The organism is Allobosea sp. TWI1241, from assembly GCF_039673065.1.
Taxonomy (GTDB): Bacteria; Pseudomonadota; Alphaproteobacteria; order Rhizobiales; family Beijerinckiaceae; genus Allobosea.
Genome location: NZ_JBDJKW010000006.1, coordinates 30,397 through 43,377, shown reverse-complemented (window position 1 = coordinate 43,377; position 12,981 = coordinate 30,397). Strand labels below are relative to the sequence as shown.

Sequence of the window (12,981 nt, the reverse complement as noted above, 5' to 3'; positions counted from 1 at the left end):
CGGCTTGTCCACCCGCATGCGGATATGCTTCGACATAATTTGTGAGAAGCTCAGCCGGGCGCGACGCTGTAAGAGCGTCCGGCGGCAGCGAGCCGGGGCAGGGACGACGACCAGCGCATGACACGCAAGTATTTCGGCACCGATGGTATCCGCGGGCGCGCCAATGGCGTCATCACGCCCGATCTCGCCCTGCGCGTCGGTCAGGCGACCGGCATCGCCTTCCGGCGCGGCGACCACCGCCACCGGGTGGTGATCGGCAAGGATACCCGTCTGTCGGGCTACATGATCGAGAACGCGCTGGTGGCTGGCTTCACCTCGGTCGGCATGGACGTGCTGCTGCTCGGCCCGATGCCGACGCCGGCGGTGGCGATGCTGACGCGCTCGATGCGCGCCGATCTCGGCGTGATGATCTCGGCCTCGCACAACCCTTACGAGGACAACGGCATCAAGCTGTTCGGCCCGGACGGCTACAAGCTCAGCGACGAGGTCGAGACCGAGATCACGCGGCTGATCGATTCCGATCTCGGCAAGCAGCTTTCGGGCTCGGCGATGCTCGGCCGGGCCAAGCGCATCGAGAGCGCCGATGCGCGCTATATCGAGTTCGCCAAGCGCACCCTGCCGCGCAATCTCAGCCTCGAAGGCCTGCGCATCGTCGTCGATTGCGCCAATGGCGCCGCCTACAAGGTCGCGCCCGAGGCGCTGTGGGAACTCGGCGCCGAGGTGATCGCGATCGGCGTCGAGCCCGACGGCTTCAACATCAACCGCGACGTCGGCTCGACCCGGCCGGAGGCGCTGAGCCAGAAGGTGCGCGAGCTGCGCGCCGATATCGGCATCGCGCTCGATGGCGACGCCGACCGCGTTTTGATCGTCGACGAGAATGGGCAGGTGGTCGACGGCGACCAGCTCATGGCGGTGATCGCCCGCAGCTGGCACGAGGACGGGTTGCTCTCGGCGCCCGGCATCGTCGCGACCGTGATGTCCAATCTCGGCCTGGAGCGCTTCCTCGGCGGGCTCGGCCTGTCGCTGGCGCGCACCGCGGTCGGCGATCGCTATGTGCTCGAGCACATGCGCGCCAACGGCTTCAACCTCGGCGGCGAGCAGTCCGGCCACATCATCCTCTCCGACTACGCCACCACCGGCGACGGGCTGGTGGCGGCGCTGCAGCTGCTGGCGGTGGTCAAGCGCAAGGAGCGGCCGGTCTCCGAGGTCTGCCACTGCTTCGAGCCGCTGCCGCAGATCCTCAAGAACGTGCGCTACAAGGCCGGCCGTCCGCTCGAGGAGAAGCCGGTGATCAGCGCGATCGAGGCCGCCCGCCAGATGCTCGGCGATGGCGGGCGCCTGGTGATCCGGCCCTCCGGGACCGAGCCGGTCATCCGCGTCATGGCCGAGGGTGATGATCACGATATCGTCCTGCGTGCCGTGGACGAGGTCGTCGCGGCCGTCGCCAAGGCCGCCGCCTGACGCCGGAGGCGCGCCGGTACTGCGGCGCGCCTGTCCGCTCTCCGCCAACGTCGCCGCAGCCGAGGCCGGTCTGCGCGGCCTCCCGGCCCTCGGCTCTGCCCTAACGTCCGGCGGTCGTCGGATGGGCATCCCATCTTGCCGGCGGCGCGCCCGTTCAACAAAAAATAAGGTTAGCCGTTAGGGTTAAGTGTCGTTTAACCCCTGACTGGCAGAGTTCCTTCGACAGTAACTCGCGCGGGCTGCGTCTCGTTTCGCGCACTGAACGAAGGACACTGCCATGGGCAGCCTGAAAACCCTCGCGCTCGCCAGCGCCATGGCCGTGGGCGCTTTCACTGCCGCCAAGGCCGCGGATTTCCCCGTCGCACCGCCGCCGCCTCCGCCGCCCGAGCCGGTCGCCCTGCGCGGCGCCGTCGGGGGAGGCTGGTATCTGCGCGGCGATGTCGGCGTCGGTGCGCAGTCCTATGACAAGCTCGACGTGACCGTGAACGGGGTCAACCCGGCGGTGCTGGCCAGCGTCACCTCGTTCCGCACGGTCGCCCCGCAGCGCAGCGTCGCCACCTTCGCCGGCCTCGGCGTGGGCTACCAGTTCAACAGCTGGTTCCGCGTCGACGTCACCGGCGAGTATCGCGGGGCCGCGTTCAACGGCCGCGACCATGTCGAGTACCTCGGTGTCGGCGGCCTCCCGGTCCAGCAGATCAACAACTACCGCGCCGACATCGCGACCTTCGTCGGCCTGGTGAACGCCTATGTCGATCTCGGCACCTGGAACTGCCTGACGCCCTATCTCGGCGCGGGCATCGGCTTCGCCAATCACCGCATCAACGGATTCACCGATACGGGCCTGAACCGTCCGGCCGGCCAGCAGTTCGACAACATCTCCTATGCCTATGGCGACTCGGCCAGCAAGACCAACCTGGCCTGGGCGCTGATGGCGGGCGTCTCCTACGACGTGACCTCGAGCCTGAAGCTCGATGTCGGCTATCGCTATCTCAACATGGGCGACGGCCCGACGATCGGCCTCAACGGTGCCGCCGGCGCGCTGGTCAACCCGAGCTCGGCGGTGCGCTTCAAGCGCATCGACAGCCATGACTTCCGCATCGGCATGCGCTGGAACTTCAACGATCCGAACTGCTGCGGCGTGAAGGAGCAGCCGGTGGCCTACGAGCCGGCCCCGCACGTGATCCGCAAGTACTGAGCGCAGTCCTCTTCCAACATCGAAAGCCCGCGTCTGCTCCGGCAGGCGCGGGCTTTCGCGTTCTGGGCCCCGGCCGATCCGTAATTGACATACTCCCCTCTAGTACCCTAAGGGTGAGCCATGCCGCACACGCCCGACGAGAAGAAGCGTGCCATTTCGCGCCTGCGCCGGATCAGGGGGCAGGCGGAGGCGCTGGAGCGCGCAGTCGAGGCCGGCACCGATTGCGGCGCGCTGCTGCAGCAGATCGCGGCGCTGCGCGGGGCGACGAACGGGCTGATGGCCGAGGTGTTCGAAGGCCATCTGCGCGAGACCTTCGGGGCGGCCGGCGGGCCGGGGCCCCAGGACCGCGACCGCGGCGACGATCTCGACGAACTCATCCGCATGCTGCGCACCTATCTCAAATAGGCGCGCGGACCCGACATCGTTTTCAAGGAGGACAGACATGAAGACGCGCGCAGCCGTAGCCTGGGAGGCCGGCAAGCCGCTCACCATCGAGACGATCGAGATCGGCGGGCCGAAGGCCGGCGAGGTCCTGGTCGAGGTGATGGCGACCGGCATCTGCCACACCGACGCCTATACGCTGTCGGGGCTGGATTCCGAGGGCAAGTTCCCGGCCATCCTCGGCCATGAGGGCGCCGGCATCGTGCGCGAGGTCGGCGCCGGCGTCACCTCGCTGAAGCCGGGCGACCACGTCATCCCGCTCTACACGCCCGAATGCCGCAGCTGTAAATCCTGCCTGTCGCGCCGGACCAATCTGTGCACCTCGATCCGCGCCACGCAGGGCCAGGGCCTGATGCCGGACGGTACCTCGCGCTTCTCCTGCGACGGCGTCCAGGGCGACGGCACGATCTTCCACTACATGGGCTGCTCGACCTTCGCGAACTTCACGGTCCTGCCCGAGATCGCGCTGGCCAAGGTCCGCGAGGACGCGCCCTTCGACAAGATCTGCTATATCGGCTGCGGCGTGACCACCGGGATCGGCGCGGTGATCTACACCGCCAAGGTCTGGCCGGGCGCGAATGTCGTGGTCTTCGGGCTCGGCGGCATCGGCCTCAACGTGATCCAGGGTGCGCGCATGGTCGGCGCCGACAAGATCATCGGCGTCGATATCAACCCGGCTAAGCAGGAGATGGCGCGCAAGTTCGGCATGACCGACTTCGTCAATCCGAAGGAGATCGGCAACGACAAGGTCGTGCAGGCCATCGTCGACCTGACCGGCGGCGGCGCCGACTTCTCCTTCGACGCCACCGGCAATACCGACGTCATGCGCCAGGCGCTGGAATGCTGCCATCGCGGCTGGGGCGAGTCGATCGTCATCGGCGTCGCCGAGGCCGGCAAGGAGATCGCCACCCGCCCGTTCCAGCTCGTCACCGGCCGCGTCTGGAAGGGCACGGCCTTCGGCGGCGCGCGCGGGCGCACCGACGTGCCGAAGATCGTCGACTGGTACATGGAGGGGAAGATCAACATAGACGACCTGATCACCCACAAGCTTTCGCTCGACGAGATCAATCACGGCTTCGACCTGATGCACGAGGGCAAGTCGATCCGGTCGGTCGTGGTCTACTGACCGGCCTTCGGGGGCGCTCCGGCGCCCCCGTTCCAGCCGCCGGGCGGCTCAGTCCGCGCGCACCACCCGCGCCGCTGCGCGTTCGGGATCGTGCAGGGCGTAGCCGTCGCGGCCGCTGCGCTTGATCTGGTAGAGGGCGGCGTCGGCGTTCAGGGTCACCTCGTCGATGTCCTCCTGCGGGCCGGCCAGCGCCCCGCCGAGGCTCACGGTCATCGCCACCGCCCGCCCATCGCTGAGCGCGATCGGCGTGCCGCGGATCAGGCCGAGGATCCGGGCCGAGGCGGCTTCCAGCGCCGCCTGGTCGCAATCGGCGATCATCACGATGAATTCGTCGCCGCCCCAGCGGGCGCAGGCGTCGTGCCCGCGCAGCGAGGACTGCATCCGCCGGGCGCAGGCGATCAGTACCTCGTCGCCGGCGTGATGGCCGAACTCGTCGTTGATCGCCTTGAAGCGGTCGAGATCGACCAGGATGAGGCCGCAGCGGCGGCCCTCGCGCTGGGCGCGGTTGCGCTCGCGCAGATAGGCCTCCTCGAAGCCGCGCCGGTTGAGCACCGAGGTCAGCGGGTCGTATTGCGCCAGGCGCTCGAGCTTCTCGGTGCGCTCGCGGACCATGGTCTCCAGCCGCACCGTATTGTCGCCGACGGCGTCGGCCATGTCGCGGAAGGAGCGCGACAGCCGGGCGATCTCGTCATTGCCGACCTCGGCCTCGATCGCGCCGAACTCGCCGGCCCGCACCCGCTCGACGCCGCGCTCGACCCGCTTCAGCCGGTCGAGGACATGGCGCTTGAACAGGATGGTCATCAGGAGCGCCATGGCCAGCAGGATCGCCACCATCAGCCCGGCGATCGGCGCGAACAGTCGGCGGTCGATGATGGCGTCGATGTCCATCACCGTGACGTTGAACCAGCCGAGCCGGTCGAGGAAGCCGACGCCGATCAGCACCTCCTTGCCGTTCAGCGTCATGAAGCGCGAGAGCACCAGCGGCTCGCCGGTCGCGACCTTGCGCATCATCTCCGCCATGGCGGTGCGGTCGGCGTCCTTCTCCAGCAGGCGGAAGATGGTGCGCTTGCTGGAGATCTCCTTGGTGAGGCTGTGGAAGTCTACGACGCGCGGGTCGCGATGGGCCTGGATGGCGCCCTGCAGGTCGACGAACATGCTCTGCACGCCGGTCTGCGGGAACTCGACCACCTCGCGGATGAACTGGGTCAAGTCGACGCCGGTGCCGATCACGCCGAGCGTGACGCCGTCCTTGCTGATGATGCAGTTGATCCAGACCTTGGTGACGTTGAGCACCTCGTCGCGGTTGACGTTGAGATGGCAGCCGGAGCCGAGCGCGCGGGTCTTGTAGTACCAGGCGTCCTTGGGATCGTCGGGGGAGAGGGTGTAGCGCAGCCGCTCCTTCTCATAGGCGTTGCTGCGGTCGTTGAAATAATAGTTCGCGCTTTTGTCGAGCACGACGAAATAGCTGCGATCGGTGAAGGAGAGCCGATAGTGCTCGAGCTCGGCGAGGCCGCGGCGCGCCTTCTCCGGGTCCGTCTCGTCCTGCGCCCATTCGATGATGGCGGGCGCGCGTGCCACCGTCTCGGCCAGCGAGACCTCGCGCATCAGCGCCTCCAGCCCGCGGAAGCGGTCGAACAGGATCTGCTTTTCGGCGAAGAGCGTGCCGAGCTTCACCACCGTCCGGTCGACGATCCACATGAAGATGCCGGAGGCGGGGACGGCGATCGCCAGCATGGCGGCGGTGACGAACACGAGCACCCGCACCTTGAGGCCGGATTCCCGCCAGGCCGTCAGCAATCGCATCGTCCAGTCTCCGGCGGCGCCCTCTCCATCGGCGCGCGCAGCGAAACACCGTGGGATCAGACGGTTTACAGCAGGTTACGCGCGCCGCAATCCGCTTGATGCATGTTCAGAACAGCCCCTCGACATGGCCGGCCGCGTCGATGTGGATGCGCTCTGCCGCCGGATGCCGCGGCAGGCCCGGCATGGTCATGATGTCCCCGCAGATGGCGACGACGAAGCCCGCGCCGGCCGAGAGCCGCAATTCGCGCACCGGCACGACATGGCCGCTCGGGGCGCCGCGCAGGGCCGGGTCGGCCGAGAACGAGTACTGCGTCTTGGCGATGCAGACCGGCAGCGTGCCATGGCCGGCGGCTTCCAGCTCCGCGAGCCGCGACGCGATGCGCCCGTCGGCTGCGATGCCGGCGGCGCCGTAGATCTCGCGGGCGACGGTCTCGATCTTCTCGCGCAGCGGCATGGCGTCGGGATAGAGCGGGCGGAAATCGGCCTCGTCGCCATCGGCCAGCGCGGCGACCCGCTCGGCCAGTTCCTGCGTGCCGGCGCCGCCCTCGGCCCAGTGGCGGCAGATCACCGCCTCGACGCCGAGCTGGGTGCGGCAATGCTCGCGGATCAGCGCGTGCTCGGCCTCGGTGTCGCCGGCGAAATGGTTGATGGCGACGATGGGCGGCACGCCGAACTTGCGGATATTGGCGACATGGCGCGAGAGGTTGGCGAGGCCTTCGCGCAGGGCCGCCAGATTCTCGGTGCCGAGCGCGTCGCGGGCGACGCCGCCATGCATCTTCAGGGCGCGGACGGTGGCGACGACGACGGCGGCCGCCGGCTTCAGCCCGGCCTTGCGGCACTTGATGTCGAAGAACTTCTCGGCTCCGAGATCGGCGCCGAAGCCGGCTTCGGTGACGACGTAGTCGGCGAGCTTGAGCGCGGCGCGCGTCGCGATCACCGAATTGCAGCCATGGGCGATGTTGGCGAAGGGGCCGCCATGGACGAAGGCGGGCGTGCCTTCCAGCGTCTGGACCAGATTGGGCATCAGCGCGTCGCGCAGCAGCACGCTCATCGCGCCGTGCGCCTTGAGCTCGGCTGCGGTGACGGGGCGCTTGTCGCGCGTGCGGCCGACGACGATGCGGCCGAGGCGCTCCTCGAGGTCGCGCGCATCCGAGGCGAGGCAGAGGATGGCCATCACCTCGGAGGCGACGGTGATGTCGAAGCCGTCCTCGCGCGGGAAGCCGTTGCCGGGGCCGCCGAGAGAGGAGACGATGGCGCGCAGCGCCCGGTCGTTCATGTCGAGCACGCGGCGCCAGCTGACATGGCGCGTGTCGAGATCGAGCGCGTTGCCCCAGTAGATGTGGTTATCGACCATCGCCGCGAGCAGGTTGTGGGCGCTGGTGATGGCGTGGAAGTCGCCGGTGAAGTGCAGGTTGATCTGCTCCATCGGCACGACCTGGGCGTGGCCGCCGCCGGCGGCGCCGCCCTTCTGCCCGAAGCAGGGGCCGAGCGAGGGCTCGCGCAGCGCGATCATGGTGCGCCGCCCGCTGCGCCGCAGCCCGTCGCCGAGGCCGACGGTGGTGGTGGTCTTGCCTTCGCCGGCCGGCGTCGGGCTGATGGCGGTGACGAGGATCAGCTTGCCGTCGGGACGCTCGGCGAAACCGGGGATCGCGTCGGTCGCGACCTTGGCGACATGCTTGCCATAGGGTTGGAGGGCGTCCTCGGGAATGCCGGCCTCGACGGAGACGAGCGCAACAGGCTTCAGCGTCGCCGCGCGGGCGATCTCGATATCGGTCGGCATGCCGCCCCTCGCTTGTCTGTTCTGCGGGACGTCCTGCCGGTCGCACCCCTCGGCGACAGTTTGCAGAAAATCGCGCGGATCGCCAGCCGGGGGCGCGCCGCCATCCCCGGCGCCGATCGGCTCAACCGGGGCGGCTCGCTCTCTCGCGGGCCTTGCGGGCCAGCGCCTCGAATTCCTGGCGGATGCGCTCGAGATCCTCCTCGTCGAGCTCCTCAAGGTCGAGCAGTTCCTCGCGCGCGTGCTCGACCTTGTCGATCAGCTCGTCGAGCTTGATCTGCATGGCCGCCGTGTCGCGGTTCTGGCTGTTCTGGATGATGAAGACCATCAGGAAGGTGACGATGGTCGTCGAGGTGTTGATCACCAGCTGCCAGGTGTCGTTGAAGCCGAAGAACGGCCCCGACAAGGCCCAGAGCACGATGGCGCCGAGCGCGATGAAGAAGGTCTGCGGCTTGCCGGCCCAGCGCGCCGTCGCCTGCGACAGGCGGGTGAAGAGCGAGCGCTTGCCGGAGGACAGGATGCTTGCGGATGCCATGGTCGATCCCCGTGAGATGCGGGGATCAACCGGGCAGGGGCGAAGCCGTTCCGGCTCAGTCGAAGGAGAGCTGCACCTTCATGGCGCGCGACTTGTCGGCGGCGAGGTCGAAGGCCTCGACCGCCTGCTCGATCGGGAAGGTCGCGGTCAGCAGCGGCGAGAGATCGACGCGGCCGGAGCCGATCAGGCTGGCGGCCCAGGCGAACTCCTCGTGGAAGCGGAAGGAGCCGCGCAGGTCGAATTCCTTGGCGACGACCACGTTCATCGGGATGGTGAAGTTGCCGCCCATCCCGATCTGCACGATCACCGCGCCGGGGCGCAGCGCGTCGAAGGCGCCGGTCAGCGCGTGCTGGTTGCCGGAGCATTCGAACATTACGTCGAAGCTGCCCTTCTCGGCGCCGTACTCCGCCTTCAGCCGCTCGGGCTCGGCCATCACGTTGATCGCCGCGGTCGCGCCCATCGCCAGCGCGGTCGGCAGCGGGCCGTCAGCGACGTCGGTCACCACGATCTCGGCGGCGCCGGCGGCGCGCGCCGCCACCACGGTCAGCACGCCGATCGGGCCCGAGCCGGTGACCAGCACCCTGCGGCCGAGCAGCGCGCCGGCGCGCTTCACCGCGTGCAGGCAGACCGCGAAGGGCTCGCAGAAGGCGGCCTGCGCCGCGCCGACCGCGTTCGGCAGCTTCACCGCCTGGCGTTCCTCGATCACCAGCTGCTGGCGGAAGCCGCCCTGCACATGGGGGAAGCGCATGGCGCTGCCGTAGAACAGCATGTCGGTGCAGTGCTGCTGCTGCCCGCTCTGGCAGTAGCGGCACTGGCCGCAGGCGCGGCTGGGATTGACTGCGACGAGATCGCCCGGCGCGACGCGCGAGACCTCGGCGCCGACCGCCTCGACGATGCCGGCGATCTCGTGGCCGAGCACCATCGGCTCGCGCACCCGGATCGTGCCGAAGCCGCCATGCAGGTAGTAATGCAGGTCCGAGCCGCAGATGCCGCCGGCCTTCATGCGCACGCGCACGTCGAGCGGGCCGAGATCCGGCACGGCCATCTCCTCGACCCGCAGGTCCTTCTCGGCATGGATGACGACGGCGCGCATGCGTTGTTCTCCCGGAAGCCGCCCGGCGAGAAGCCGGCGCGGTGTCTCTTCATCGCAGTTGTCTAATCGTTTTAAAGGGCTTGCCCAAGCCCCCGAGACCTGCAAAGCCTCACGCGCGCCATGCCGGTGAAGCGGGGCGCTGGCGAGGCTCATCGCGACCGGGAGGATAGGATGTCGCTCAATCTGTTCAAGCTCGACGGCAGGATCGCGCTGGTGACCGGCTCCGGCCAGGGCATCGGGCTCGCCATCGCGGAAGGGCTGGCGGCCGCCGGTGCGCATCTCGTGCTCAATGGGCGCGATGCCGGCAAGCTGGACAAGGCCCGCGCGGCGCTGGCCGCCGAGGGCCTCAAGGCCTCGGTCGCCGCCTTCGACGTCACCGACCAGGCGGCCGTCGAGGCCGGGGTGGCGCGCATCGAGGCCGAGATCGGCCCGATCGACATCCTGATCAACAATGCCGGCACGCAGAAGCGCAACGCCTTCGTCGACTTCCCCGTCGAGGACTGGCACGCGCTGATGGCGACCAACCTGCACTCGGTCTTCTATGTGACGCAGGCCGTGGCGAAGCGCATGGTGCCGCGCGCCCGCGGCAAGATCGTCAATATCGGTTCGGTGCAGAGCAAGCTCGGCCGGCCGAGCATCGTGCCCTATGCCGCCTCGAAGGGGGCCGTCGCGCTGATGACGCAGGGCGTCGCCGCCGAGCTCGGCAAGCACAACATCCAGGTCAACGCCATCGGGCCGGGCTATTTCGCCACCGAGCTGAACAAGGCGCTGATCGCCGACGAGGCCTTCTCCAGCTGGGTGAAGAGCCGCGCGCCGGCCGGGCGCTGGGGCGAGACCAAGGAACTGGCGGGCGCGGCGATCTTCCTGTCCTCGGAGGCCTCGAACTACGTCAACGGCCATCTGCTGATGGTCGATGGCGGCATGACCGCCGTCGTCTGACGCGGCGCGCGAGGCGGGGCAGCCTGACCAAGGCTGCGCTCGCCTTGGCTGGGCCGGGCGTGATATCTGCTGCGGCAGTTCACGCCCGCCCGAGGACAGACCGATGCCGAGCCGCCCCGTCATGCTGATGATCCTCGATGGCTGGGGCTGGCGCGACGAGCGGACCAGCAACGCCGTCCGGCTGGCGAATACCCCGAATTTCGACCGGTTCTGGGCCTCGAGCCCGCATGCCTTCCTGCGCACCTCCGGGCTCGATGTCGGCCTGCCCGAGGGGCAGATGGGCAATTCCGAGGTCGGCCATCTCAATCTCGGCGCCGGCCGCGTGGTGATGCAGGACCTGCCGCGCATCAACCAGGCGATCATCGACGGCACGCTGCGCCAGGCGCTGGCAGGAAGCGGGCTGATCGACGCGTTGAGGGCGAGCGGCGGCACCTGCCATCTGCTCGGCCTGGTCTCGCCCGGCGGCGTCCACGCCCATCAGGACCATGCGGTCGCGCTGGCGCGGCTGGTGACGGAGGCCGGCATCCCGGTCGCCGTCCATGTCTTCACCGACGGGCGCGATACGCCGCCGCGCTCGGGCGCGGACTATGTCGCCGCGCTCGAGGCGGCACTGCCGCAGGGCGCGCGCATCGCGACCCTGAGCGGCCGCTACTACGCCATGGACCGCGACAACCGCTGGGAGCGGGTGGAACTGGCCTGGCGGGCGCTGGCGCTGGGCGAGGGGCCGGCGATGCCGAGCGCGGCCTCCGCGATCGAGGCGGCCTATGCGGCGGACATCGGCGACGAGTTCATCAAGCCGGCGGTGACCGGCGGCTATGCCGGCATGCGCGACGGCGACGGGCTCTTGAGCTTCAATTTTCGCGCCGACCGCATCCGCGAGATCCTGGCGCCGCTGCTGTTCGACGCCTTCAGCGGCTTCGCGCGCCCGCGGCGGCCTAAGCTCGTCGCGGCTGTGGGCATGACCTCCTACAGCTCCGAGCTCGATCGCGTGATGCCGGCGCTGTTCGCGCCGCAGAGCCTGGCCAACGGCCTCGGCGAGACGGTGTCCAAGGCCGGGCTGGCGCAGATCCGCTTCGCCGAGACCGAGAAGTACCCGCACGTCACCTATTTCTTCAATGGCGGGCGCGAGGAGCCCTTCGCCGGCGAGGAGCGCAGCATGACGCCTTCGCCCAAGGTCGCGACCTATGATCTCCAGCCTGAAATGTCCGCGCCGGAGCTGACCCGCAAGGTGGTCGAGGCGGTCGAGAGCGGGCGCTACGACCTGGTCGTGCTGAACTTCGCCAATCCCGACATGGTCGGCCATACCGGCGTGCTTGCGGCCGCGATCAAGGCGGTCGAGACCGTCGATGCCGGGCTCGGCGCCATCGCCGAGGCGATCCTGGCCAAGGGCGGCGCGCTGTTCGTCACCGCCGACCACGGCAATTGCGAGCTGATGACCGATCCGGTGACCGGCAATCCCCATACCGCCCACACCACCTTCCCGGTGCCGGCCATGGTGATCGGCAGCGGCGCGACGGCGCTGGCGGAGGGCCGCCTCGCCGATGTCGCGCCGACGCTGCTGGCGCTGCTCGGCATCGACCAGCCGGCGGAGATGACGGGAACCTCGCTGCTGCGCTGAAGGCGCCGCGCTCAGAAGCCGTAGGCCGCCTTCACCTTGACGAGGTGCTGGCTGAAATTGCTGACATCGATGCGGCCGGGCACGCCCCTGGCGTGGCCGGCGAGCTGCACATTGTAGGCGGCCGAGAGCGCGAGCGCCTGCGTCGCCTGCCAGAACACGCCCGGCCCGGCGAAGCTGGCATGGCCGACCTCCTTGTCGAATCCGAGCGTGGCGTAGCGGCGCTGATGGCGCGCCTCGGCGCTGAGATAGAGCCCGTCCGCGACCTGCCAGGCGAGCGAGCCGCCCAGCGTCAGCGTCGAGGAGCGCAGATAGGGCGAGGGGCCGGTCCAGCTCAGATCCTGCGAGAGGTTGAGCGCGGCGAAGAGCCGGCCGGGCAGCAGCGCCGCGTCGGCATAGAGGCGAAGCCCCGTATTGTAGCCGGTGAAGGGCACCGCGCCCGACGGGTCGGTGCGGGTGACGCTCGGATCGACCACGGCGGTGAGGCCGATGCCGTGGAGGTCGCGGCCGAGCAGCCGGTACTTCATCTCGATCCCGGCGCCGCCGCTGGTCGCGTCGATCCCGGCGCCGGCAATGCGCCCGCCGGCATGGCCGCCGAGCAGATAGGGGCCGATCTCGAGGCAGGGCGCCAGCCCATATGAGCCTTGCAACTGCAGCGCGTGGAGCGGCATGCGGCCGTCGCGGGCGCCGAAGCCGCCGCCATAGCTCAGGCTGGTGCCGAAGGAGCCCTTGACGGCGACGTCCGAGCCGCTGGTGAAGCCGAAGGCGTCGGTCGGGATGCCGGCGCTTTCGGTGCAGGCCGAGGCGGCCTGCGGCGCGGGGGAAGGAGAGGGCGGGTCGGCGGCGACAGCGGGCGAGAGCCAGGCCAGGGCGGCCAGGATCGGGACAACGTGGTTCGGCGCCATCGGCCACCTGCGCGGCATGCGGTTGCGAGCCGCGGCAGACTGCGCCGCTTCAGGCGATTTGGGCAGGGGGCGCGTGGCGCTCGCCGCGCAT

At 69.3% G+C, this 12,981-nt stretch carries 11 protein-coding genes; 6 read left to right on the top strand and 5 right to left on the bottom strand.

Annotated features, from left to right (window positions below):
- Positions 1-117: 117 nt before the first annotated feature.
- From glmM to ABE438_RS09655, 4 genes are all read left to right on the top strand, one after another.
- A complete protein-coding gene (gene glmM / locus ABE438_RS09670; protein WP_346502399.1) occupies positions 118-1,461 on the top strand; it encodes a phosphoglucosamine mutase in 1,344 nt (447 codons plus the stop codon).
- 277 nt (positions 1,462-1,738) lie between these two features.
- A complete protein-coding gene (locus ABE438_RS09665) occupies positions 1,739-2,656 on the top strand; it encodes an outer membrane protein (RefSeq protein WP_346502398.1) in 918 nt (305 codons plus the stop codon).
- A 120-nt stretch (positions 2,657-2,776) separates the two neighbouring features.
- Complete coding sequence (locus ABE438_RS09660) at positions 2,777-3,061, top strand: metal/formaldehyde-sensitive transcriptional repressor (RefSeq protein ID WP_346502397.1); 285 nt, start codon at positions 2,777-2,779, stop codon at positions 3,059-3,061.
- A gap of 37 nt (positions 3,062-3,098) precedes the next feature.
- On the top strand, positions 3,099-4,223 hold the full coding sequence (locus tag ABE438_RS09655; RefSeq protein WP_346502396.1) for an S-(hydroxymethyl)glutathione dehydrogenase/class III alcohol dehydrogenase: 1,125 nt from the start codon (positions 3,099-3,101) through the stop codon (positions 4,221-4,223).
- Positions 4,224-4,271: 48 nt separating this feature from the next.
- Here ABE438_RS09655 and ABE438_RS09650 read toward each other — a convergent pair whose 3' ends face one another.
- The 4 genes from ABE438_RS09650 to ABE438_RS09635 all read right to left on the bottom strand — a co-directional run bounded on the left by ABE438_RS09650 (position 4,272) and on the right by ABE438_RS09635 (position 9,431).
- Entirely contained in the window at positions 4,272-6,026 is a 1,755-nt protein-coding gene (locus ABE438_RS09650; RefSeq protein WP_346502395.1) for a sensor domain-containing diguanylate cyclase, read from the bottom strand.
- A 106-nt stretch (positions 6,027-6,132) separates the two neighbouring features.
- Positions 6,133-7,806 carry a formate--tetrahydrofolate ligase gene (locus tag ABE438_RS09645; RefSeq protein ID WP_346502394.1) on the bottom strand — a complete coding sequence of 558 codons (1,674 nt, stop codon included), beginning with the start codon at positions 7,804-7,806 and terminating at the stop codon, positions 6,133-6,135.
- 121 nt (positions 7,807-7,927) lie between these two features.
- Complete coding sequence (locus ABE438_RS09640) at positions 7,928-8,338, bottom strand: low affinity iron permease family protein (protein WP_346502393.1); 411 nt, start codon at positions 8,336-8,338, stop codon at positions 7,928-7,930.
- A 55-nt stretch (positions 8,339-8,393) separates the two neighbouring features.
- Positions 8,394-9,431: an L-idonate 5-dehydrogenase gene (locus ABE438_RS09635; RefSeq protein WP_346502392.1), complete on the bottom strand. Its 1,038-nt coding sequence runs from the start codon at positions 9,429-9,431 to the stop codon at positions 8,394-8,396.
- 171 nt (positions 9,432-9,602) lie between these two features.
- On the opposite strand from ABE438_RS09635, the gene ABE438_RS09630 reads away from it, so the two are divergent.
- Complete coding sequence (locus ABE438_RS09630) at positions 9,603-10,370, top strand: glucose 1-dehydrogenase (RefSeq protein ID WP_346502391.1); 768 nt, start codon at positions 9,603-9,605, stop codon at positions 10,368-10,370.
- 103 nt (positions 10,371-10,473) lie between these two features.
- Positions 10,474-11,988: a 2,3-bisphosphoglycerate-independent phosphoglycerate mutase gene (gpmI, locus tag ABE438_RS09625; RefSeq protein ID WP_346502390.1), complete on the top strand. Its 1,515-nt coding sequence runs from the start codon at positions 10,474-10,476 to the stop codon at positions 11,986-11,988.
- An 11-nt stretch (positions 11,989-11,999) separates the two neighbouring features.
- Here gpmI and ABE438_RS09620 read toward each other — a convergent pair whose 3' ends face one another.
- Positions 12,000-12,890 (bottom strand): hypothetical protein, encoded by an 891-nt coding sequence (locus tag ABE438_RS09620; RefSeq protein WP_346502389.1) that lies wholly within the window; start codon positions 12,888-12,890, stop codon positions 12,000-12,002.
- Positions 12,891-12,981 lie beyond the last annotated feature (91 nt).

Excerpts from the sequence above, each read along its gene's own strand:
- ABE438_RS09650 (WP_346502395.1), bottom strand. The coding sequence starts at position 6,026 with ATGCGATTGCTGACGGCCTGGCGGGAATCCGGCCTCAAGGTGCGGGTG.
- ABE438_RS09635 (WP_346502392.1), bottom strand. The coding sequence starts at position 9,431 with ATGCGCGCCGTCGTCATCCATGCCGAGAAGGACCTGCGGGTCGAGGAG.
- ABE438_RS09665 (WP_346502398.1), top strand. The coding sequence starts at position 1,739 with ATGGGCAGCCTGAAAACCCTCGCGCTCGCCAGCGCCATGGCCGTGGGC.
- ABE438_RS09660 (WP_346502397.1), top strand. The coding sequence starts at position 2,777 with ATGCCGCACACGCCCGACGAGAAGAAGCGTGCCATTTCGCGCCTGCGC.
- ABE438_RS09640 (WP_346502393.1), bottom strand. The coding sequence starts at position 8,338 with ATGGCATCCGCAAGCATCCTGTCCTCCGGCAAGCGCTCGCTCTTCACC.
- ABE438_RS09645 (WP_346502394.1), bottom strand. The coding sequence starts at position 7,806 with ATGCCGACCGATATCGAGATCGCCCGCGCGGCGACGCTGAAGCCTGTT.
- ABE438_RS09655 (WP_346502396.1), top strand. The coding sequence starts at position 3,099 with ATGAAGACGCGCGCAGCCGTAGCCTGGGAGGCCGGCAAGCCGCTCACC.
- ABE438_RS09620 (WP_346502389.1), bottom strand. The coding sequence starts at position 12,890 with ATGGCGCCGAACCACGTTGTCCCGATCCTGGCCGCCCTGGCCTGGCTC.
- glmM (WP_346502399.1), top strand. The coding sequence starts at position 118 with ATGACACGCAAGTATTTCGGCACCGATGGTATCCGCGGGCGCGCCAAT.
- ABE438_RS09630 (WP_346502391.1), top strand. The coding sequence starts at position 9,603 with ATGTCGCTCAATCTGTTCAAGCTCGACGGCAGGATCGCGCTGGTGACC.
- gpmI (WP_346502390.1), top strand. The coding sequence starts at position 10,474 with ATGCCGAGCCGCCCCGTCATGCTGATGATCCTCGATGGCTGGGGCTGG.